Annotated in this window: 17 protein-coding genes and 1 pseudogene; 4 read left to right on the top strand and 14 right to left on the bottom strand. The window is 66.1% G+C overall.

The window, feature by feature from the left end:
- The first annotated feature begins 114 nt into the window (after positions 1-114).
- The 4 genes and pseudogenes from BG90_RS21065 to BG90_RS21050 form a co-directional block, all read left to right on the top strand.
- Positions 115-1,014, top strand: a complete 900-nt coding sequence (locus tag BG90_RS21065; protein ID WP_010107377.1) for a phosphate/phosphite/phosphonate ABC transporter substrate-binding protein — start codon at positions 115-117, stop codon at positions 1,012-1,014.
- A complete protein-coding gene (gene phnC / locus BG90_RS21060) occupies positions 1,011-1,862 on the top strand; it encodes a phosphonate ABC transporter ATP-binding protein (protein ID WP_010122265.1) in 852 nt (283 codons plus the stop codon). The genes BG90_RS21065 and phnC overlap by 4 nt, the downstream gene beginning before the upstream one ends.
- Positions 1,863-1,870: 8 nt before the next feature.
- Positions 1,871-2,671 (top strand): phosphonate ABC transporter, permease protein PhnE, encoded by an 801-nt coding sequence (gene phnE, locus BG90_RS21055; protein WP_232355238.1) that lies wholly within the window; start codon positions 1,871-1,873, stop codon positions 2,669-2,671.
- A 69-nt stretch (positions 2,672-2,740) separates the two neighbouring features.
- Positions 2,741-3,034, top strand: a pseudogene (locus BG90_RS21050) (type 2 periplasmic-binding domain-containing protein); the annotation flags it as partial.
- A 235-nt stretch (positions 3,035-3,269) separates the two neighbouring features.
- Here the strand turns inward: BG90_RS21050 and BG90_RS21045 are convergent.
- From BG90_RS21045 to BG90_RS20980, 14 genes are all read right to left on the bottom strand, one after another.
- Positions 3,270-4,295 carry a methyltransferase gene (locus BG90_RS21045; RefSeq protein WP_025990541.1) on the bottom strand — a complete coding sequence of 342 codons (1,026 nt, stop codon included), beginning with the start codon at positions 4,293-4,295 and terminating at the stop codon, positions 3,270-3,272.
- A 124-nt stretch (positions 4,296-4,419) separates the two neighbouring features.
- On the bottom strand, positions 4,420-4,815 hold the full coding sequence (locus BG90_RS21040) for a nuclear transport factor 2 family protein (RefSeq protein ID WP_010122256.1): 396 nt from the start codon (positions 4,813-4,815) through the stop codon (positions 4,420-4,422).
- A 24-nt stretch (positions 4,816-4,839) separates the two neighbouring features.
- Positions 4,840-5,826, bottom strand: coding sequence for an NAD-dependent epimerase/dehydratase family protein (locus BG90_RS21035; protein WP_038802173.1), 987 nt, complete (start codon positions 5,824-5,826; stop codon positions 4,840-4,842).
- Between the two features lie 41 nt (positions 5,827-5,867).
- On the bottom strand, positions 5,868-8,675 hold the full coding sequence (locus BG90_RS21030; RefSeq protein ID WP_010122252.1) for a non-ribosomal peptide synthetase: 2,808 nt from the start codon (positions 8,673-8,675) through the stop codon (positions 5,868-5,870).
- Between the two features lie 1,258 nt (positions 8,676-9,933).
- Positions 9,934-10,689: a histidine utilization repressor gene (gene hutC, locus BG90_RS21025; protein WP_010107368.1), complete on the bottom strand. Its 756-nt coding sequence runs from the start codon at positions 10,687-10,689 to the stop codon at positions 9,934-9,936.
- Positions 10,690-10,786: 97 nt separating this feature from the next.
- On the bottom strand, positions 10,787-12,280 hold the full coding sequence (locus BG90_RS21020; RefSeq protein WP_010107367.1) for an HAL/PAL/TAL family ammonia-lyase: 1,494 nt from the start codon (positions 12,278-12,280) through the stop codon (positions 10,787-10,789).
- 7 nt (positions 12,281-12,287) lie between these two features.
- Positions 12,288-13,079 (bottom strand): ABC transporter ATP-binding protein, encoded by a 792-nt coding sequence (locus BG90_RS21015; protein WP_010107366.1) that lies wholly within the window; start codon positions 13,077-13,079, stop codon positions 12,288-12,290.
- A 28-nt stretch (positions 13,080-13,107) separates the two neighbouring features.
- The gene (locus tag BG90_RS21010; protein ID WP_010107365.1) at positions 13,108-13,854 is read right to left on the bottom strand and encodes an ABC transporter permease; all 747 of its coding nucleotides are present in this window, start codon (positions 13,852-13,854) and stop codon (positions 13,108-13,110) included.
- A 13-nt stretch (positions 13,855-13,867) separates the two neighbouring features.
- The gene (locus tag BG90_RS21005) at positions 13,868-14,590 is read right to left on the bottom strand and encodes an ABC transporter permease (RefSeq protein ID WP_010107363.1); all 723 of its coding nucleotides are present in this window, start codon (positions 14,588-14,590) and stop codon (positions 13,868-13,870) included.
- Positions 14,591-14,671: 81 nt separating this feature from the next.
- Positions 14,672-15,532, bottom strand: coding sequence for a transporter substrate-binding domain-containing protein (locus tag BG90_RS21000; RefSeq protein WP_010107362.1), 861 nt, complete (start codon positions 15,530-15,532; stop codon positions 14,672-14,674).
- Positions 15,533-16,209: 677 nt separating this feature from the next.
- A complete protein-coding gene (locus BG90_RS20995; protein WP_010107361.1) occupies positions 16,210-17,412 on the bottom strand; it encodes a sugar diacid recognition domain-containing protein in 1,203 nt (400 codons plus the stop codon).
- Positions 17,413-17,478: 66 nt separating this feature from the next.
- On the bottom strand, positions 17,479-18,933 hold the full coding sequence (pyk, locus tag BG90_RS20990; RefSeq protein ID WP_010122248.1) for a pyruvate kinase: 1,455 nt from the start codon (positions 18,931-18,933) through the stop codon (positions 17,479-17,481).
- 67 nt (positions 18,934-19,000) lie between these two features.
- Positions 19,001-20,167: a glycerate kinase family protein gene (locus tag BG90_RS20985; RefSeq protein WP_010122246.1), complete on the bottom strand. Its 1,167-nt coding sequence runs from the start codon at positions 20,165-20,167 to the stop codon at positions 19,001-19,003.
- Positions 20,168-20,237: 70 nt separating this feature from the next.
- Positions 20,238-21,563, bottom strand: coding sequence for an MFS transporter (locus BG90_RS20980; RefSeq protein WP_010122244.1), 1,326 nt, complete (start codon positions 21,561-21,563; stop codon positions 20,238-20,240).
- Between the last annotated feature and the right edge of the window lie 158 nt (positions 21,564-21,721).

The raw sequence follows: 21,721 nt of genomic DNA, 5'->3' as shown, positions 1-21,721 counted from the left end.
GCCGCCGTCATCGAGCCGACATGCTCGTCCGGACGACGAAATGCTTTCGATAGATCGACATCCTGATTTTTACCGATTGTTCCAACCTGATCGCAGCATCTTCTGGAGCGCAAATTGAAACTCTCGACAATCCTGGCGGCGGTCGCTGCTTCGCTCTCCGCGACGGCCGGCGCCGCGCATGCCGAATCCGTCTGCCCGAGCGGCGGCACGATCCGCTTCGGCGTCGTCCCCTACGAGGCGACTGCGTTGCTGCAACCCGCTTACACGGAGATCGCGGATCTGATCAGCAAGAAGACGGGTTGCCCGGTGCAGTTGTCGATCGCGACCAACTACAACGCCGAGATCGAAGCGATGCGCGCCGGCAAGCTCGACATCGCCGAATTCGGCCCGCTCGGCTACGTGCTCGCGAACAAGGTGGCGCGCGCCGAAGCGGTCGCCACGTTCGCGGACAAGAACGGCAAGGCCGCCACATATACCGCGTCGATCGTCACGTGGCCGGGTTCCGGCATCAAGACGCTGACGGACGTCAAGGGCCAGTCGTTCGCTTACTCGGACCCGGCGTCCACGTCCGGGCATCTGTTCCCGGCATTCGGCCTGAAGAAGGCCGGCATCGATCCGGACACCGACGTGCGCGCGCTCTACGCGGGAAGCCATACCGCATCGTTCGAGGCGCTGCGCAATCACAAGGTGAAAGCGGGCGAGCTGAACAGCTCGCAGATCGCGAGCGCGAAACTCGCCAACCAGTACGATCCGGCGGCATTCGTCACATTGTGGCGGTCCGAACCGATTCCGATCGACCCGATCGCGATTCGCGGCGATCTGCCGGCGAACGTCAAGGCGCGGCTGACCGAGGTGCTGAGCAATCTGGATTTCCACGAGCTGTCGCCGGGCACGCAGAAGTTCATCGCGGCAGCGCTGGGCCCGGCGCTGCGCACCGCGCCGCAGACGGACGCCGCCTACGACGTGGTTCGCAGCCTCGTCTCGATGCTGAACATCGACCTGAGCAAACTATGAACATGCCCATCGGAACGCCTCACGTCGGTGCGATCGGACGCGCGCCGATATCGTTCACGCCCGTTTCCGCGATGCCGCCGCGCGTCGTGGCCGGCGGCGAGACGAAACTCGCGGTGCACGGCCTGTCGATGCGCTATCCGAACGGACACGTCGCGCTGCGCGGGCTCGATCTGTCGGTTCGCGCGGGCGAATTCGTCGTGATGCTCGGCAGCAACGGCTGCGGCAAGTCGACGTTCCTGAAGTGCGTGGTCGGCCTCAACCGGCCGACCAGCGGCACGATCGAAGTCGCCGGCCGCAATCTCGCCGGCCTCTCCGGCGAGATGCTGCGCGTGGCGAGACTGCCGATCGCGCTGATCTCGCAGCACGCGAACCTCGTGAAGCGCCGCAGCGTGCTCGCCAACGTGTGCACCGGCGCGCTCGGCCGCTACCGCACGTGGGAAACCGCGTTCGGCCGCGTGCCGCGCGCCGAAGTGCAGCCGTCGCTGGGCTTCCTCGACGAAGTCGGCCTGCCGCACCTCGCCCGGCAGCGCGCAAGCACGCTGTCGGGCGGCCAGGCGCAGCGGGTCGCGGTGGCCCGCGCGCTCGCGCAGCGGCCGCAAGTGCTGCTCGCCGACGAGCCGCTCGCGAGCCTCGACCCCGAGGCCGCCGAGGAAGTCATGCGGCTGCTGCGCCGGCTGGCGTCCGAGGACGGCATCGCGGTCGTCTGCGTGCTGCATCAGCCGGGGCTCGCGCAACGCTATGCGGATCGATTGATCGGCCTGCGCCAGGGCGCGGTCGTATTCGACGACGCGGCCGCGGCCGTGGATCCGGCGACGATGACTCATCTCTACGCATCGGAACCGCAATGAACCGCACGATGAACCACAGTGTGCGCAGCGCACCGCGACCGGGCTCGCGCGAAGCGCGGCCCGCCGGCCTGTTCGTCGCCGCGCTGCTCGGCCTCGCGCTGTTCGCCCAGGCGTGCTATGTCGTCGAGGCGCGCCCTCAGGATCTCGTCACCGGCGTGCACGGGATGATCGACATCCTGTCGCGGTCGATGCCGCCCGACTTCGGCAAGCTGAAGTCGAGCCTGTGGGCGGTGGTGGAAACGGTCGACGTCGCCGTGTTCGGCACGATCTGCGGCGTCGTCTTCGCGTTTCCGCTCGCGATCCTCGCCGCCGCCAACGTCACGCCGGCCCGGCCGCTGTATCTTGCGGCGCGCTCGTTGATCGGCATCACGCGGGTCGTGCCGGATCTCGTATGGGCGCTGCTGTTCGTGACGGCCGTCGGCCTCGGTCCGTTTCCGGGCGCGCTCGCGCTGGCCGTGCATTCGGTCGGCATGCTCGGGCGACTCTTCTCGGAAGTCATCGAGGACATGGACATGGGTCCCGTCGAAGCGCTGACGCTCACGGGCGCGAGCCGCCTGCAAGTCTTCACGCACGCGGTCGTGCCGGGCGTGCTGCCGTCGCTGCTCGGCATCGCGCTGTACCGCTTCGACGAGAACCTGCGCTCGTCGCTCGTGCTCGGCTTCGTCGGCGCGGGCGGCATCGGCTTTCATCTGCTGACCGCGATGAACCTGTTCCAGTATCGGACCGTCTCGCTGCTGCTGATCATCACGTTCCTTCTCGTCACCGGGGCCGAGCACCTGTCGGCCTATTTGCGCAGCAAGGTGACTTAGCGAGTCTCGTGCGGCGCGGCCAACGGCTTCAATGCGCGGCGCGGCGCGCGGAAGTGAAAGCGGGAGTAGGAGTGGAGGCGTGGGCTCGACCGCGTCGAGGCGCGGCAAGTCGACGCAAAGCGCGCTCTCGTATTCGACACGCTCGAACTGATGCTGACTGCGGCGACGGAGGGACAGGACGTTGCGACCGGCGATCCGCGGATATCGACGGATCGGCTTCGGTCGGAATCGCTGGCGATGCCGTTTATCGACATGGCGACGAACGGCCTGTCCTACTTCGTCGTCTATCCGCCGCGACGCGCGGCGCAGCCGAAGATTCGCGCTCTTGCGGAGGTCCCGATAAAGCTCGCGCAAGAAGCGTGACCGCCATCGAGCTCGGTGCGCGGTGGTCCGGCTATCGGCGCATGATCGCGGCGCGACGGCGGCGGGCTTCGCTCACGAGCAGTCGAACGTGCGCGCAGCATCGACCCAGTCCGGTCGAACGCTGCGCGCACGATGCGCACTTATGCCCGCGCTATCGGCCGTCGAGCACGCGCCGATTGCCGGCAGGCCGCACGGCCGCGCCGCCGCGCCGATCGACGCGGCCCGCCAGCCCGCATCAAGCCTTGACGCCTTCGATGACGCTGTGCATGCCCTCGGTCGGATGAACCGCCGTCATCGAGAGCCCGGCCGCCTCGTAGAGCCGCCGGTATCCGTCGGCCGTACGCGCATGTCCGCCGGAACTCATGATGAGCATTTCCAGATCATGCAGCTTGGCGAAATGCGGCTCGCCGGGCGGCGTGAGCACGGCCTCCACCAGCAGGAGCTTTCCTCCCGACGGCATCGCTTCCGCGCAGTTCTTCATGATCCGAATGGCCTGCTCGTCGTCCCAATCGCAGATGACGTGCTTCATCACATAGACGTCGCCGCGCGCCTCGATCGCCTTGCTCGCGTCGCCCGGCATCACGTCCACCCTGTCGGTCAGGCCGTGCTTCGCGAACAGCTGCCGCGCGCCGTCGCACGCGTGCGGCAGTTCGAAGAGCACGCCCTTAGCGTCCGGATTCGCGATAAGGAGCGTCGCCAGCAGAAAGCCGTGTCCGCCGCCGACGTCGACGATCGTTCGGGCTCCGGAAAAATCGTACGCGCGGGCCACCGCCGGAGACTCCAGTTCGCTCACGCTCGTCATCGCATCGTTGACGATCTGCGCGACCTCCGGATGCGAGTCGATGTATTCGAAGCCCGACCCGCCCACGACGTGCTCGAACGCGCTTCGGCCAGTCTTGACGCTATAGAGCAGCTCGCCCCACGCTTTCCAGCCCGCTTCCATGCCCGCCATGCGCGCGAACCCGCGCATCGAGCCCGGCGCGTCGCGCCGCAGCGTGTCGCTGAGCGGGTTGTTGCGAAACCGCCGCGCGTCTCCTTCGATGAAGACGCCCAGATTGCCGAGCGCGCGCAGCACCCGGTAAAGCGCTTCCGGGTGGGTGTCCGTTGCGGCGGCCAGCTCGTCCGCCGTCCGCTCCTTCTCCGCCAGCAGATCGGCAATGCCCAGCTCGGCGGCGACATACAACGCCTGCGCGTTCCACTTGCCGGTGATCATCTGCAGTATCGCGATATGCGGCGCCGCGCTCGCATCTACTTCCGCCATGAAGTTGCTCCTTTGCATGAGATATGGATTCGGCCTGTCGTCGTGCGCTCGCGCGGCGACGCGATGAAACGCGGCGGGCCGGACGGCGCCCGAAGCTTCGTCGTCGCTGCGCGAGCCGCGACCGTCAGGCCGCGATCAGATTGATCATTTCGGCCGTATCGAAATGGTCTTCGAACGTGACCGCCTTGCCGTTCGCGAACTTCCACACGTGCACGAACTTCAACGTGCCGCTGCGCCCGCTGGCGGCGGTGACGCGACGCGTACCGAGCACGACGATGCGGTCGCCGGACTCGATGAACTCCTCCGGCGCGAGCCGCATCTCGGCGATGTGCGTCGGCACGTGCTTGATGAAGGCGATCACTTCGTCGTGACCCTTCTTCGTTCCGCCGAGCCCGTACGGGCTCATGCCGTCCGGGTGCGTCCAGAGCACGTCCGGCGCGAGGGCGGCCAGCACGCCGGGCAGGTCGCGGTTATGGAAGGCCTCGTACGAGGCCCGTACGGTCTGCAGATTGGTCGACATCGCAAAAATCTCCTGTCTCGCGCGCTACGATTGCACGGCCGAGAGCGTCTTGACCGCCCCGGGGAAGTGGGTTTCGATGGTCCGACGCACGCCCTCCTTCCAGTGCACGGTGCAATCGCCGATGAGCGCGCGCCGCTTCGTGTTGTCGAACGCGTACGTTTCCCGCGTCACGTCGCTGCGCTCGAAACGCGCATCGACACCCGTGATGTCCGCGATGTATTGGAGGCAGTCCTGAATGCCGACGGCTTCATCCCCGCCCCAGTTCAGCACGAGCGCGGGCGAAGTCGCGGCGTCCCACAGCAGCGGCACTTGCCGGACGAGATCGTCGGTGTGGATCAGCGATGCCCAGTTCTGGCCTTCTTGCGGAATCGGAATCGGCTTGCCGGCGAGCAGTTGCCGGTACAGCAGTACCGGCACGCCGCCGTGGCCGTACGGGCCGTATGCGACGTTCAGGCGCGCGATGACCGTCGGCAGGCCGAGCACGGCCGAGAACGCGCGCACGACGCCTTCGCATGAAATCTTGACGATCGGATAAGCGGGCAGCCAGTGCGCGACGCCGTTGAGCGGATCCGTCTCCGCATACGGATGGTCGAGCGCCTGCCGCGCGTACAGGCTGCCGCTCGACACGTAGACGAACGCGTCGGCGGTGCGGCAGTGCGTCATCAGGCGGCCGGTGGCGACCGTGTTGACCTCGATCGCCTTGTCGAAGTCGCCGTCCTCGCCACGCCGGACCGCCGCGTGCAGCACGTGCGTGAAGTCGTCGGGCAGGCCGTCGAGCGCGTCGCGCTCCATGTCCCACCGCCATGTGTTGACGCCCTTCGCGCGCAGCGCGTCCTCGACGCTCGCGTCGCTGAAGCGGCCGATCGCCCAGACTTCGTGCTCCGCCGCCAGCGCTTCGGCGACGGGCCGCGCCACCTGGCCGGTCGCGCCCGTGATCAAGATTTTCTTCTTCGCGTTCTTCGCATTCTTCCGCTTCGCGTCAACGCGCGTATCGATGCCTGACACAGTCATGAGAATCCTCTTTTCGGTCATCCGTGACATGAGACATGGAGTTATTGGCCGCCGAGCGCGCGGTCGAGTTCCGCGCGCAGCACTGCCTGGAACGTCCCGACGTGCGCCGGTCCCATCAGCGTGTAGTGCTCGCCCGCCACGTCGATGTAGCGATTCGGCGCGCGCGTGAACTCGTCCCAGCGGCGCAGCTCCTTGTTCAGCCAGTCTTCCTTCGTGCCGCGCAGCGGAATCGCATAGAAGATCGACATCGACTGCACGTTGCCGGACGGAACGTACGAGCGCCCGAGCGTCAGCAGCGACTGTGCGAGCCCTGCCCATGCGCGGAACTTCGGCAGATCCAGATCGAGTTCGGCGAGCCGCCCGGGCGGTGCGTTGTCGATCAGATACGCGAGCGGGTCTTGCTCCGGCATCGCGGCCCGCAGTTGCGGGGGCAGCGTCAGGGATTGCTGCTTGTCGATCAGCGACAGGAAGAACGCCAGGTTGACGGCCCCTTCCACCTCGTCGAGCTCGTCCATCCGATACTTGATGTGCGGCGGCAGATTGAAGCTGCCGACGAAGTCCACGCGCTCGCCTTGCGATTCGAGCACCTTCGCGATTTCGAACGCGACGGCGCCGCCGTACGAATAGCCTGCGACCGCGTAGGGTCCGTGCGGCTGCCGCTTGCGGATCGCTTCGACATACGTGTTCACCATCTCGTCGAAGCTGGAGAAGTACGTCTCGCCTTCGTTGAATCCGCGTGCGCGCAACGCGTAGAACGGACGTTCGTTGACGAAGTACTTCGCGAGATTGACGAACACGAGCACCTCGCCGACGCCGGGATGCACGCAGAAGAGCGGCGTCTTCGCGCCCGTGAGCTGAAGCGGCACGACCGGATCGTATTCGCCCGCCGTCACGCGCTCGCCCGACGCGAGACGCGCGGCCAGCGCGCGCACCGTCGGGTTCTGGAGGATCGTCACGATCGGCAGATCGACGACGTGCAGCCGCTGCTCGACGTGCCGTTTGAGCTTGAGGATGTCGAGCGAGGTGCCGCCGAGATCGAAGAAGCTGGCGGTCGCGCTGATGGCGTCGGGCGCGACCTGGAACATCTCCGCGAAGATCGCGGCGACCGCGGTCTCGGTCTCGCCGGCGGGCGCCACGTAGCCGCCGATCTGACGATTCGTCATGTCGGCGACGGACGCCTTGTAGCCGTCGTATCCGCCCGCCTCCAGGCGCTTGCGCATGATGGTGCGCTGGGTCTTGCCGAGGCTCGTCTTCGGGAACTCGTCTTCCGGCAGCGGCAGGATCAGCGCGGGCCGGAAGCCCCACAGCAGGATCGTGCTGTTGCGAACCGCGATGATCAGCCGATGCAGCTTGTCTTCGTCTTCCAGCGGAAACGACGGCGTGAACGTCACGACGAGCTGCTCCGATTCGTCGCCGCTGTTGCGCGTCGGGAATGCGGAGACGAAAGAGCGCTTGATGCCGTCCAGTTCCTCGAGCGTCGTTTCCAGCTCGTGGCTGAAGTAGTTGACGCCGTTGACGATGATGCTGTCCTTGCTGCGGCCGACGAGCCAGAGCCGGCCGTTCTCGATGCGCCCGAGATCGCCGGTGCGGAACCAGCCGTCATCGGTGAAGGCCGCGCGCGTGGCTTCGTCGTTGTTGTGATAGCGATGGAAGATCATCGGGCCGCGCAGCTGGAACTCGCCGGGCTCGCCGTCCGGCAGCACGTTGTTGCGGTCGTCCGCGATGCGCATCTGCAGTCCGAGGACCGGCAGGCCGAGCGACGCGAACTCGCGATCGGCGTCGCCTTCCGGGAATTCGCGCGAATACACGGAGCCGGCGCACGTCTCGGTCATGCCGAAAGCCGGCCACAGCGCGTCGCGAGCGAGCCCGCAAGGCGCGAGGAGATCGAGAAAGCGCTGCCCGGTCGCGACGACGATGGCTTCGCCGCCCGAAACGACGTGCCGCAACGGCGACAGATCGAGCTTGCGGCGCAAGGCTCCGAGCGCTTCGTCGCCCATCGATTCGAGCGCGGCATTCAGTTGCCCGAACAGAAAGTTCGGGGAGAACGTCATCGTGACGCGATAGCGGCTGATGAGGCGCAGGAACAGCAGCGTGTCGGTCAGGATCGCGGCGGATTCGACATGCAGCTGCACGGCGCCGACATAGAGCGGCAGCAAGTGTGCTTCCAGAAGTGCGGCGACGTGATCGAACGAGATCCAGTTGAGCGTGACGTCGGCACGCGTGAGCTGCTGACGATCGTTCTTGCCCGCCATCGACGCCAGCAGGTTGCCGTGCGTGAGCACGACCGCCTTCGAATTGCCGGTGGAGCCGGACGTGAGCACGAAGACCGCGGGGTCCGACGGCTGCGCCGCGTGAACCGACTCGTCGGGCGACCCGGCGCGCAGCGCGTTCAGGTTGACGGCGAGCGTGTCGCTCGGCAGGTCGCTCTTCAGCGCCTCGGTCGTGACGAGAAGCGGGTGATCGAGCAGCGTGTCGACATGCGCGAGATGCTTCGCCCAGCGTTCCGGATCGTTGCGAATCGGCACGAGCGGACACGGGACGAATCCGCCGAGCGCGCAAGCCCAGAACGCCGGAATGAAATCGTTCGCGTGCTCGAGCAGCAGCGCGACCTTCATGCCGGATCGATAGCCGCGCGCCCGAAGGCCGCCCAGTATGCGGCGCGCCTGGTCGAGCAGCTCGGGATACGTCAGGAATACGCCCTTTTCCGCGGACTCCGCCGATACGAAACGAACGCCCGTGTGCGGATGCAGCCGCGCAGCCCGCAGCAGCAGATCGGCGACGTGCCGCGGTGACGGGGTGCGCGCCTCGTGTTCAGCAAGGCGCGGCGAATCGAGGGTTGATGTCGTCATGGTGCAGGTACTCCATTGCTTATGGTGCAAGTTATAAGCAAACGTCCGTGCGCGTTCGCGCGGACGCCTCGATAGACGATTGCGGGGTGAATCCCTACCTGACTGGCCGCCGATACGTCCGAAGACGAATCGGCGGCCGATTGACGCTCGACTGCGTGAGACGAATCAGCTCATCACCCGGCAAAGACGCGATTGTTCGCATCAAACCGAACATTGGCCGTCGCCACGATCCGAAATGGACGAATTCATCTCAAATCAGACACGCCAGTGATTCGGTTTATCGAAATAATCCGTCGATTACCTTGACGAAAGATGCTGAGCGATTCGATTGTTTTCCGCGCGGCAATGATCGACGCCATTCATTGACCGCGAGCGGACGATTTACAGCCAACGACCGACGAGACTTTATGGGGCAACCGATAATGCTATGGCGCCATTGATACGCTGGCACCGGTTCAAGCAAGACGCATTGAAACGAAGCTGGAAACATCCGACGCCGTTATGAAACGCCGCGAGTTGCAGCGATGGCATCCCTGAATTAATCGGGACAATTGAAACGAAGCGAAGTCTACGGCAAAAAGAATAAATTTGAAACCTAATTAATGTGACTATGTTTTAGCAAAAGTAATGATTTTGTTACAGATTAGACTCACGTCGATATCAATGCACCCAGTTGTTTATTCAATCGAAATCGTCCAATAAAACCCATCGACGTCTACGTCGATTAATTACGCTTCCATGACATCTATTTAACTGACAGTTTCAAGAAAATATCCGTATTTCCTACGGATATTTCGGCATATCGAGCGACTGCCGAGATTGATGGACGTTTCGTGAATGCGAGCGCCCGCGCCGTAAGGCAAGCAAGCCGCGCTCGTGAAGAATGCATCGATGTGTTTCGCGATCGTGACCGGGTCCGCATCCCCATGATCAGGGTGGCTCGGCGGTCGACACCGGCCGCCGATCGGCACGATGAGGTCGATCGGCGGAACCCGTTGTACGACGTGCCCGTTTGCTGCGATCGCTCGCGAGACGGCCGCCGCGAACATTCAGAATCGCGGCAGGAGCCGCGGCCACCGGGAGCCGCGCGGCATTGAAAGTACCACTGTCATCGATGCGCGAATTCATCTCGGAAGAACGGATGTCGCGCCAGCCAATAATCGTTCGTCATCGTTGAGCCGCGATCGTCGAGTGGCCCGTCGCGCCTCACCGATCCGGCACGCTGCACCGATATGCCGCTGGCATGCCCACACGCGAACTACACGTTGCCGGCAAGATGGAAGCGCGATGCGGGATGCCAAAGTTGCACGGACGTCGCGATATCGTCGCCGACCCACGTCCGCCGCCACAGCATCAGGCATGGCTCGCCGATTTCCATCATCAAATACCGGCGCACCTTCGCATCGGGCTTTTGCGCATAGATCCGGAATTCCGCACGCTGGATCGGCGCGAGCCGCACCATGTAGTGGTTTGGCGTTTCGATCGTGAAATCCTGGTCGAGATAAGCCGGAAATACCTTCGGATTGACGTACCGGTCCTCGAATTGAATCGGCTCGCCTTCCTCGTAATGGACGATCCGGGAATGGAACACCGGACCCGCGTCGAGCGCGAGCGCATCGATCGCGTGCTCGTCGTCGCTTCGGTCGAGCGACAGCACGCGCGACGTGTGACGATGTCCGCGCTCGGCGATTTCGTCGGCGATATTGCGTATTTCGAGGACCGTCGACTCGTAGCGCCGCGGCTCCACGAACGTGCCGGCCCCCTGGATTCGGGTCAGCACGCGCTCCGCCGTCAGTTCGCGCAACGCGCGCGATACGGTCATTCGCGCGACACCGAACTCCTTGACGAGCTCTGCCTCGGTCGGAATCGCGCTGCCGGGCTTCCAGTCGCCATCGGCAATCCGCTTCACGACGTAGCGTTTGATCTGTTGATACGCGGGCAATGCACGTGCCGGAACATTGTCGCCGTGCGTGCGCGGCTTTAGCGCGACGGCACGTCGTTCGGTTTGATTCATACGCACATCGACCTGTAGGTTAATGTGAAGAGCCGCATGCCGCGGATCGGCGCAACGCGGCCCGGATAGCCGCCGGGTGCTTGGGCGACGGCTGAAATTACAACACAGGCGGCATCGAACTGGCGATGATTTGCGCGGCGGCCGATATATCGTCGGCGAGCGGCCTGTCGTCGCGATACAGCGCAATACGTTCGCGCACTCGCTGCAGCAACGCATCGGTATGCGCTGCACGACGCAAATCGTCCGGCTGCAGATCGTATGCCTGGGCTGCCGCGAGCCACTCGATTGCGAGCACGCGCGTCGCGTTTTCGATGATGTCGAGCGCTTTCAGCGCGGCGGGCGTCGCGTGACAAAGGTGATCTTCCTGGAGGCCGGAGGTGATGCCTCCGTCCAGGCTCGCGGGCGCGGCAAGCCGCTGGTTCTGCGCGACCAGCGCGACCGCCGTGTACTGCGCAATCATGAATCCGGAGCAGGTACCGCCCGGCGCCGCGAGAAAGCCGGGCAAGCCGCTCACGAGCGGATTGACGAGGCGGTCGAGCCGCCGCTCGGCAATCGCCGCGACCTGCGCCATGGCGGCCGCGAGACTGTCCATCGCGAGCGCGATGCCCGCGCCCACCGCATGCGCCTGCGAATAGACGAGCGGCGCGTCCCGTGTACCGGCGACGATCGGATTATCGGTCACGGAAGCCAGTTCGCGATCGACGACGTCGGCTGTCGCCGCGAAGACGTCGCGCGCCGCGCCGTGCACGTGCGGAATCGTTCGCAGACTGAGCGGGTCCTGCGTGCGCCGCCCGGCGGCCGCAGCGAGTATCCCGCTGTCGCCAAGTGCGGCGCGCATCCTGGCGCCGACACGCCCGATGCCGGGGGACACGCGCAGCGCGAGCGACGCTGCATCGAACGCGGCAAGCTGTCCGCACAGATTCTCGAAGCTCATTGCGGCCACGCAATCCGCCCAGTCCAGCAAGCGCTCGGCACGCGCGAGCGCGAGCGCCGCCAACCCCGTGACGCACGGCGTGCCGTTGACGAGGCTCAGGCCCTCCTTCGCACCAAGCGCGAGCGGCTCCAGCCCAATACGCTGCAGCGCCGCCCGCCCGGACACACGCTCGCCGCGATGGCGCGCGTGCCCATATCCGATGCAGACGAGCGCGACGTGCGCCATGTGCGTGAGATAACCGACCGATCCGTGCGCAGGCACTTCCGGCAGGCAGTCGGCACCGAGCAGCGCGACGAGGTGCCTGACGACGTCGACGCGGATGCCGGAATGTCCGTGCGCGTAATTGTTGATCGCCGCGGCAATGATCGCGCGCGTCTCCGTTGCACCGAGCGGCGTGCCGACGCCGACCGCGTGACTCATCAAGATGTTGCGCGAAAGCGTGCTCTGCTCGGCAGGCGAGACGATCACGTCACACAGCGCGCCCACCCCGGTGTTCACACCGTACGCACGGATGTCGCGCGCGACGATCTCGTCGACGAGCTCACGCGCCGATGCGATCCGCGCGAGCGCATCGGCGGCAAGCTCGAGCCGCGCCCCCGCGGCGACGGCCGCGATCTGCCGCCAGTCGAGCGGACGTTCGGAACGACTGATGATCATGAAATCCTCAGTTCGCCGTACGGTGATGATGGCTCGACACGAACTGACGGAAGCGCTCGGATTTCAGTCCTCCGAACACTTCGTCCGGCGTGCCGTCGGCATCGACTTCGCCCTGATGCAGAAACATCACGCGATTCGACACGTGGCGCGCGAAACCCATTTCGTGCGTGACGACGAGCATCGTTCGGCCCTCCTCCGCGAGCGAGCGCATGACGCGCAGCACTTCGCCGACGAGCTCGGGATCGAGCGCCGACGTGGGCTCGTCGAACAGCATGACCTTCGGATGCATCGCGAGCGCGCGGGCGATCGCGACGCGCTGCTGCTGCCCGCCCGACAGATGCGCCGGATAGTGGCTGCGCTTGTCCGCGAGTCCGACGCGCGCGAGCAATGCCTCCGCTTCGTCGATCGCTTCCGCACGCGTGCGCTTCTGCACGCGCAGCGGCCCCTCGAGCAGATTGTCGAGCACCGTCATGTGCGACCAGAGATTGAAGTTCTGAAACACCATCCCGAGCTGCGAACGAATTCGGTCGACCTGGCGACGATCGCTCGGCTGAAGCTTGCCGTCGCGCGCGCGCTTTAACTTCAGCTCTTCGCCCGCGAGTGCGACGGAACCTTCGTCGGGCGTCTCGAGCAGATTCAGGCAGCGCAGAAACGTACTCTTGCCCGACCCGCTCGCGCCGAGAATCGAAATGACGTCGCCTTCGTGCGCGTCGAGCGAGATGCCTTTCAGTACATGGTGGTCGCCGAACGATTTGTGGATATTTCTGACCGACAGGGCGACGGAAGCAGAAGTGTTCATCGGATTCTCTGAAAAGTGGACGGTACGATCAGGACGCGGCGCGCTGCGCTTCGCTCGACGTCACAGCACGCCTGCCGGACGCGACCGGCGCGCGCAGATGGCGCGACAGGCGCCATTCGAGCGCGCCGAGCACGCGGACGATCACGAAGTTGAGACCCAGATAGATGAGCGCCGCGCAGACGAACACTTCGGTCGTACGATAGGTCTGCTGAATGATCTGCTGGGCGACGCCCGTCACTTCCCAGACTGTCACGAGGCTCGCGAGCGCCGTCGATTTCACGAGCAGCACCGCTTCCGTCGAATACGCCGGCAGGCACTGGCGCAATGCGATCGGGCCGATCACGCGCCGCAGCAGCGCAAACCCCGACAATCCAATCGCGTATCCCGCCTCGATCTGGCCGACCGGCACGGCCATCAGTCCGCCGCGGATGATTTCGGCAGTGTAGCCGGCGGTACACAATGCCAGTGAAAGCACCGCGCAGATGTACGGGTCGCGCAGCATCGGCCACATGAAGCTCTCGCGGATCACGCCGAACTGGCCAAGGCCGTAGTAGACGAGAAACATCTGGATCAACAGCGGCGACCCGCGAAAAATCAGGATGTACAGGCGTGCGAAACGGTTCGGCAGCCAATGCGGCGACACGCGCATCGCGACGACCGCGATCGACAGCAGGCCGCCCAGCACGAGCGACGAGAAGAACAAGCCGAGAGTTGTCGGCACGGCGGCAAGCAGTTGGCGCAGCGTGTCGGTAAGGAAGTCGAAATCGAGAGACATGTCGTTTCCCCGGTCAGTTGCGTGCGAAATTGCGCCGGAACGAGCGTCCGACATGGGCTTCCACGCGGTTGAACACGCGGTTCGACAGTCCCGTCATCAGCAGATAGAGCGCCCCGCCCGCCACGAAGAACACGAAATACTGGTGCGTCGAATTGGCGGCGATCTGGCTCGTGCGCAGCAGTTCCGCAAGCCCCGTGACCGAGATCAGCGCCGAATCCTTGAGACTCAGCTGCCAGACGTTGCCGATGCCCGGCAGCGCGAAGCGCAGCACCTGTGGAATCAGGATGCGGCGCAGGACCATGCGCGCGGGCATGCCGATCGAGCGCGCCGCCTCGAGCTCGCCCTTCGACACTGCGAGCACGGCCGCGCGGTACACCTCGGCCTGGTACGCGCCGGAAATCATGCCGACCGCGAGCGCGCCGATCACGAACGGCGGCACGCCGACGAAGCCTTCCGCGCCGAACCACTGCCCCACGGTCGTGACGAGCGTCGATCCGCCGAAGTAGAACAGGTAGATGACGAGCAGTTCGGGCACGCCGCGAAACACGGTCGTGTACAAGTCGCCCAGCAAACGAGCGCTGCGATGACGCGACAACTTCGCGGCCGCGACGAGCGCGCCGAATACGGCGCCGACTGCAAGCGCCGCGAGTGTCAATGCAACCGTCATCAGCGCGGCGAGCAGCAGCACGCTGCCCCAGCCGTCCGTTCCGAAACCCAGTAATTCGATGAGCGACATGCGCTTCTCCCGCTGGAGAAAGAGAATCGTGTGTTCGGACGCCGGCCCCGCGTCAAGCGGCGCCGGCGAGCGGGCGCACGCTTACGGCGTGACGTCGGTCTTGAACCACTTGTCGGCGAGCTTCTTGACCGTGCCGTCGGCGAGCGCCGCGCCGATTGCCGCATCGAACTTCGTTTTCAGGTCGGCGTCCTGCTTGCGGAATGCGAGTCCTTCTCCCGGCCCCCAGATCGGTCCGCCCAACTTCGGGCCGGCGAGCATGATCGACGCGTTCTCCTTCTTCGCCATGTTCGCCGCGTAATACGTGACGTCGTCGAACGACGCGTCAATGCGGCCGGCAACCAGATCGAGATCGCGCTCGGGCGACGTCTTGTACACACGGATGGTCGCAATGTCCTTGAAGTTGTCGTTGATGAATTTCGTGTAAACCGTGCCCGACTGGATGCCGATCGTCTTGCCTTTCAACTGCTTGCGCAGCGCGTCGACCGTCGGCTTGTCGGTCTTCGGGTCGCCCGTCAGCTTGAGCGCCGGCGCATTGGCGGCCGACCTCGGAAGAACCTTCGCATTGGTGACGGCGAACGTCGCGGGCGTCGCCGCATACGGCCGCGAGAATGCGAGGATTTTCTCCCGCTCCGGCGTGATCGAAATCGCGTCCATCAGCACATCGAATTTTCCGGCCTGCAATCCCGGGATCATGCCGTCCCAATCCTGCGCAACCATGTTGCACTGCAATTTGATGCGCGCGCACACGTCGGCGAGCAGCTCGGGCTCGAAGCCGCCCAGCTTGCCGCCCGGCAGCGTGAGATTCCATGGCGCGTAGCCGCCTTCCAGCGCGACCGTCACCATCTTCCACTCCTTCGCCTGCGCCTGCGCGGCGAGCACCGCCGCCATGCCGACGACCGCGCCGATCGATCTGATTGCCAACTTGATGCGCTTGCCGTTCACGTGATCTCTCCTTTCGATGAAGACGCCATCCCTGCGGTCGAGCGGCCGGCCGCACGAAATTTGTCTATACAAGTCGACGCAAGCATGCAGGAAGAAAAATCCGGCTACAAGCAATGATCAAAAAAAACCCCGGCAGCCTGGGGAAACTCCCTATAAATAGGGCTGTTTAGCAATCCTCGACGAAACATCAGGGCATGAAAATGGTGCAAGCATGCTTGCAGGCGCACCTTAAATGTCTAGACATATCAGATTGCCATCGCACGATGGAAGTCAGTCACGGTGTGCGTGGCGCGTCGATGCGATTCCGGCCGAAACGGCACGGCTGGGGCATCCGGATACAGTGTCCGTCTCCACGCGCGACGCTGCACATCCGTTCTGTACCCCAAAGCAACGTCGATCGACCGAACGGCCGTGAAACTGATCTCGATTTCGGGCCGCTGCCCGTACGGGATGAGTCCGGCGAGGATGCCGGATGTCGCGCTCGCGCGTCTCCGCGGCCATGTGAGCCTTCGAGCGCCCGACGTCGGACGCCCTGACCGGCTTCGAACGGTCTTCAGCCTTTTCGGCGCGCGGTTAGGCGACGACGGGATCGCACATTGCGCCATTGGCAATGGCTCAAACACACACATGTTTCTCAACAAGCGTCGAATCGAGGCGGAGCCGCCGGCTCCCTCCGATCAAGTCCCTGAACGCCTGTCGCCGGAGCCGCCGTCGGAACCGTCAGGGATGCTCACCACCGTCTGCAGCGCGATGTACAGCCAGAGCCGATCGTCCATCGACCCGAGATCGAGCCCCGTCGCATCGCGAATCTGCTGCAGCCGATAGTCGAGCGTATTGCGATGGATGCCGAGCGCCTCCGCCGTCGCGCTCGGGTGGCCGTCGTTCGCGTACCACGCCTTCAACGTTTCGAGCAGCGCGCCGGAGCGCCGTTCGCGCGCGAGCAGGCGCGTGAGCGGCAAGCGGAGCTGCTGCGCCTGCCAGCCCTGCGACAGCGCCGACAGCAAGACGGGCAGCACGAACTCGTAATACGAATACGCGGCCCTTTGCGGCATCCGCGCCGCGCCGACGCGAAGCGTCGCAAGCGCGCACTGATACGAGCGTTCGAAACCGTCGATGCCTTCGAGCGCGATGCCGAGCGCCAGCGAGAACGGCTGCGTCGCGACCTTGCGCAGCGTGCCCTCCAGCGCGGCGAGCCGCTTGCCGGCATGCCTCGCCAGCGCGCTGTCGTGCGCGGCGCGCGCATCGATCGTGTCGAACATCACGAGCTCCCGATACGACGTCTTCGCGGTCAGCAACTGCGGCCACTCGTCCGCCAGTTGTGATTGCATCGCCTCGATCTGGCTGACTCCGGCCTCCGGGTCCGCGTCGACGTCGGTCAGGCGGCACACGATCGCCGTATGCGCGAGCCGCACGTCGATGCCGAGCCGGTCGGCCCATGCCTCGAGCTCGGCGGACGTGGCGGTGCGTCTCAGAAGCTGGAGGACGAACTCCTCCCGATGGCGTGCGTTGCGGCGCAATTCGAGCGTCAGCTGCTCGCGCTCGAGGATCAGTTCCGCCGTGACGCGCAGCAGCTCGCCGAACCGGCGCACCTTGTCCGGCTCGCCGGTGACGCCGATCACGCCACAAACCCTGCCGCGCACGCTCAGCGGCAGGTTGATGCCGGGCCGCACGCCGCTCAGGTTCGCGGCCATGGCGTCGTCGATCTCGACCGCGCGCTCGCGGGCGAGGGCGAGCTGCGCGCCCGCGTGGATCTCGCCCACGCGGCCGGCGTCGCTGCTCGCCAGGATCAGGCCGTGCGCGTCCATCACGTTCACATCGAACGGCATCACTTCGACGGTACGTGCGACGATTTCAGTCGCGAGCCGGGCATCGATCATCATGGCGGTCAGGTCGAATAGCAGGAGCGGCGTCGAAGCGGCCCCGGGACCGGCGCTGGGCCCCGAAGCCTATCGTCGCGTCATTTCGGTCGGCCAGACGATGCGCATCAGGTTCGTCGAGCCGGGATGTCCGAAGGGTACGCCTGCGGCCACGACGATCGGACATTCGTCCGTCGGGAACCCTTCCGCGTGCGCGGCTTCGATCGCGATCTCGACGATGTTCTCGATGCCGGTCGCCTCCCCCGCGACGCGCGAGTGGACGCCCCATGCGAGCGTCAGCCGGCGCGCGACGTCGGCGCGCGGCGTGAGGCTCAGGATCGCCGCGCTCGGCCGCAAGCGCGACAGGCGTATCGCCGTGGCGCCCGACGCCGTGTACGTGACGGCGACGCCGAGCCGCAGTGTATCCGAAACCACTTCGATCGCCGCGCCGATTGCGTCGGTCGCGTTCGGCGCGTGCGCGGTGCCGATCGCCTTCATCAACTGCGGCTGGATCGGATCCGCCTCGGTCGTCGCGATGATCTTGCGCATGAAGTCGACCGCCGCGACCGGATACTGGCCCGATGCCGATTCCGCGGACAGCATCACCGCGTCGGCGCCGTCGTAGACGGCCGCGGCGACGTCGGACGCTTCCGCGCGCGTCGGCGTCGGCGCGAGCGTCATCGATTCGAGCATCTGCGTCGCGACGATCACCGGCTTGCCCGCCGCGCGCGCGAGCCGGATGATCCGCTTCTGCACGCTCGGCACGTCCTCGAGCGACATCTCGACGCCGAGATCGCCGCGCGCGACCATCACCGCATCGGCGGCGTCGACGATGTCGACGATGTTCGCGACCGCCTGCGGCTTTTCGATCTTCGCGACGATCGCGGCGCGCGAGCCGATCAGCGCGCGCGCGTCGCGCACGTCCTGCGCGGTCTGCACGAACGACAGCGCGACCCAGTCCACGCCGAGCGACAGCCCGAATTCGAGATCGTCGCGATCCTTCGTCGACAGCGCCGGAATCGCGAGCGTCGCATCGGGCACGCTGACGCCCTTGCGGTCGGACACGACGCCGTCGAGCAGCGCGACCGCCTCGATGCGTCCCGTCGACACCGCCCGCGCCTGGAACCGCAGCTTGCCGTCGTCGACGAGGAGCAGATGGCCAGGACGGACGGCGTCGAAGATCTCGGGGTGAGGCAGGCTCACGCGATGCGCGTCGCCGGGCGCCGGGTCCATGTCGAACACGAACGGCTGACCCTTGACGATCGACGCCCGCCCTCCCGCGAACTGCCCGACGCGCAGCTTCGGGCCCTGCAGGTCGAGCAGGACGCCGATCGGATGCCCGAGGCGCGCCTCGATCGCGCGGACGGCCGCATGACGCGACGCGTGGTCGGCGTGCGCGCCGTGGCTGAAATTCAGCCGGAAGACGTCGGCGCCCGCGCGCGCGAGGGCCTCGATGGCGGTCTCCGTCGAGCTCGACGGGCCGAGCGTGGCGACGATCTTCGTCGAACGGCGGCGCGCGCGGTCGGTGTGGTTTTCGTTTCGCATATCCGGTAGCAGAGTAGTGGGGCGAATGGGTTCGGCCGGCCGGCGATCGGAGGCCGATGCGTGGGTGCTACGCGCCGCGCCGCGACGATGCGTGCCGGCCGAGATGCCAGCCGACGCGAATCGCCGCCGCGACGTTGCGGGCGGCGAAGCGAACGTTGATCGCCGCGTCGCGAAGGGCTTCGTCGATCGTACACGCACGCCTGACGGACGCGAAGATCGCGTCGATGCCATGCCGGTACAGCGCGTCGGCCTGGCCCGTCACCGCACCGCCGATCGCGACGACCGGCACCCCGCATTCCGCCGCGATGCGCGCGACGCCGATGGGCGCCTTGCCCCGCAGCGTCTGGCCGTCGATGCAGCCCTCGCCCGTCACGACGAGGCTCGCGCCGCGAATCGCGTCGCGCAGCCGCAGCGCGTCGGTCACGATCTCGATGCCCGGCCGCAGCGTCGCGGTGAGGAACGCGGACATCGCCGCGCCGAGACCGCCCGCCGCGCCGCCGCCCGAAAGCTGCGCGACGGCGGGGCCGACGTCGCGCTCGATGATCGCCGCGAAATGCGCGAGGTTGTGATCGAGATGCGCGATCATCTCGGGCGTCGCGCCCTTTTGCGGCCCGAAGACCGCGGACGCGCCGTTCGGCCCGACGAGCGGATTGTCGACGTCGCACGCGACTTCGAACGTGCAATCCGCGAGCCGGCTGTCGAGACCGGCGACGTCGATGCGCGCGAGGCGCGCGAGCTGCGCGCCGCCCGCGCCGATCGGCCGGCCGTCGGCGTCGGCGAGATGCGCGCCGAGCGCCTGCAGCATGCCCGCGCCGCCGTCGTTCGTCGCGCTGCCGCCGAGACCGACGATGAAGCGCCGCGCGCCGGCGTCGAGCGCCGCGCGGATCAGCTCGCCCGTGCCCCGGCTCGACGTGACGCGCGGATCGCGCAGGTCGGGCGGCACGAGATGCAGGCCGCTCGCTTCGGCCATCTCGATGACCGCAGTGCCGTCGGGCAGAATGCCGAACGCGGCGCGCGTCGGCCGGCCGAGCGGATCGCCGACGTTCGCGATGCGGCGCTCGCCGCTCGCCGCCGTGACGAGCGCGTCGACCGTGCCTTCGCCGCCGTCGGCGATCGGCAGGCACCGGTAGTCGGCGTCGGCGAACACTTCACGGAACCCGGCCTCGATCTGCCGCGCCGTTTCGACCGCGGTCAGGCTTTCCTTGAACGAGTCGGGAGCTATCACGATCTTCATGAGCGAACCTCTTCGATGACGCGCGCTGTCGCGCGCGAATGCAGTGGCGAAAGGCGCGGCCTTCCGCGCGTCAGCGGCCGGCGCGACGCGCGTGCGTGCGCATCACGAGCACGATGCCGACGACCATCGTGCTCGACAGGACGTAGAGCGCGAGATCGGTGCGCTGCGTCGCGTCCTTGATCCAGCCGACGATGTAGGGACTCACGAAGCCCGCGACCTGCCCCAGCGAGTTGATCAGCGCGACGCCGCCCGCCGCCGCCGTGCCCGTCAGCACCAGGGTCGGCAGCGGCCAGAACATCGCGAGCGCGGTGAGCGCGCTGGCCGTCGCGAGCACGAGGCCGATCATCGCGGGCACGATCGCATTGCCGGACTGCGCGGCCATCAGCAGGCCCGCGACGCCTACCGCCATCGGGACGCTCAGATGCCAGCGGCGCTCCTGGCGCGCATCGGCGGATTTGCCGACCGCGATCATCGCGATGCTCGCGAACAGATACGGGATCGCGCTCAGCCAGCCGATCGCGCCGCTGCCGCCGACGCCGAGCGAACGGATGATCGACGGCAGCCAGAAGTTGATCGCGTACACGCCCATCTGGATGCTGAAATAGACGATGCCGAACTTCCAGACGGCCGCGTTGCGCAAGACGTCGCGCATCCGCTGCGGCCGTCCGGACGACGACCTCGCGGCGTCGGCCGCGGTGGTCGCGAGCGCGCGGTTGAGCGCGGCCTTCTCGTCGCCCGACAGCCAGCGCGCGTCGTCGATCCGGTCCTGGAGGAACGCGAACACCGCGATGCCGAGCACGATCGTGGGAGCGCCCTGCAGCAGGAAGAGCCACTGCCAGCCCGCGAGTCCGCCTTGCCCGACCGAGAAGTGGTCGAGCATCCAGCCCGACAGCGGGCCGCCGATCACGCCGGAGATCGGAATCGCCGACATGAAGAGCGCGATCGCGCGGCCGCGATGCTCGGCGCTGTACCATTGCGTCAGATAAAGCACCATGCCCGGAAAGAAGCCGGCTTCCGCGATGCCGGTGAAGAAGCGCAGCGTATAGAACGATGCCGGCGTCTTCACGAACAGCAGCGACGAGGACAGCATGCCCCACGCGACCATGATGATCGCGATCCACACGCGCGCGCCGACGCGCCGCAGAATCAGGTTGCTCGGCACGCCCGCGAGCACGTAGCCGACGAAGAAGATGCCTGCGCCGAGACCGTAGACGGTTTCGCTCATCTGCAGGTCGCTCAGCATCTGCAGCTTCGCGAAGCCGACGTTGACTCGGTCGAGGTAATTGAACAGGTAGCAGACGAAGATCAGCGGGATCAGTCGGAACGTGACCTTGCGATAGCCGTCGTTCAGCGGGTCCGACGCGGGTCGTACCGCTACGGAAGAGGGGTGGTCCATACGCGTCTCCGGATCGTTCATATCGTGTGAGTCGTATGGTATGGACGTCGCGCCGGGGATTCATCGGGCGGATGCACGAGCGTTACGCACATTGCATACGATGTATCGTGCAAGCGCCCAAGCCGGCGGCATCATCGCCGCCATGAACCACGGCGACT

The organism is Burkholderia oklahomensis C6786, from assembly GCF_000959365.1.
GTDB lineage: Bacteria > Pseudomonadota > Gammaproteobacteria > Burkholderiales > Burkholderiaceae > Burkholderia > Burkholderia oklahomensis.
This window is presented reverse-complemented; position numbering and strand designations above follow the sequence as displayed.

Excerpts from the sequence above, each read along its gene's own strand:
- BG90_RS20995 (WP_010107361.1), bottom strand. The coding sequence starts at position 17,412 with ATGATGATCGATGCCCGGCTCGCGACTGAAATCGTCGCACGTACCGTC.
- BG90_RS21045 (WP_025990541.1), bottom strand. The coding sequence starts at position 4,295 with ATGGCGGAAGTAGATGCGAGCGCGGCGCCGCATATCGCGATACTGCAG.
- pyk (WP_010122248.1), bottom strand. The coding sequence starts at position 18,933 with ATGCGAAACGAAAACCACACCGACCGCGCGCGCCGCCGTTCGACGAAG.
- BG90_RS20985 (WP_010122246.1), bottom strand. The coding sequence starts at position 20,167 with ATGAAGATCGTGATAGCTCCCGACTCGTTCAAGGAAAGCCTGACCGCG.
- BG90_RS21005 (WP_010107363.1), bottom strand. The coding sequence starts at position 14,590 with ATGTCGCTCATCGAATTACTGGGTTTCGGAACGGACGGCTGGGGCAGC.
- hutC (WP_010107368.1), bottom strand. The coding sequence starts at position 10,689 with ATGAATCAAACCGAACGACGTGCCGTCGCGCTAAAGCCGCGCACGCAC.
- BG90_RS21015 (WP_010107366.1), bottom strand. The coding sequence starts at position 13,079 with ATGAACACTTCTGCTTCCGTCGCCCTGTCGGTCAGAAATATCCACAAA.
- BG90_RS21040 (WP_010122256.1), bottom strand. The coding sequence starts at position 4,815 with ATGTCGACCAATCTGCAGACCGTACGGGCCTCGTACGAGGCCTTCCAT.
- BG90_RS20980 (WP_010122244.1), bottom strand. The coding sequence starts at position 21,563 with ATGGACCACCCCTCTTCCGTAGCGGTACGACCCGCGTCGGACCCGCTG.
- phnE (WP_232355238.1), top strand. The coding sequence starts at position 1,871 with ATGAACCACAGTGTGCGCAGCGCACCGCGACCGGGCTCGCGCGAAGCG.
- BG90_RS21010 (WP_010107365.1), bottom strand. The coding sequence starts at position 13,854 with ATGTCTCTCGATTTCGACTTCCTTACCGACACGCTGCGCCAACTGCTT.
- BG90_RS21035 (WP_038802173.1), bottom strand. The coding sequence starts at position 5,826 with ATGACTGTGTCAGGCATCGATACGCGCGTTGACGCGAAGCGGAAGAAT.
- BG90_RS21020 (WP_010107367.1), bottom strand. The coding sequence starts at position 12,280 with ATGATCATCAGTCGTTCCGAACGTCCGCTCGACTGGCGGCAGATCGCG.
- phnC (WP_010122265.1), top strand. The coding sequence starts at position 1,011 with ATGAACATGCCCATCGGAACGCCTCACGTCGGTGCGATCGGACGCGCG.
- BG90_RS21030 (WP_010122252.1), bottom strand. The coding sequence starts at position 8,675 with ATGACGACATCAACCCTCGATTCGCCGCGCCTTGCTGAACACGAGGCG.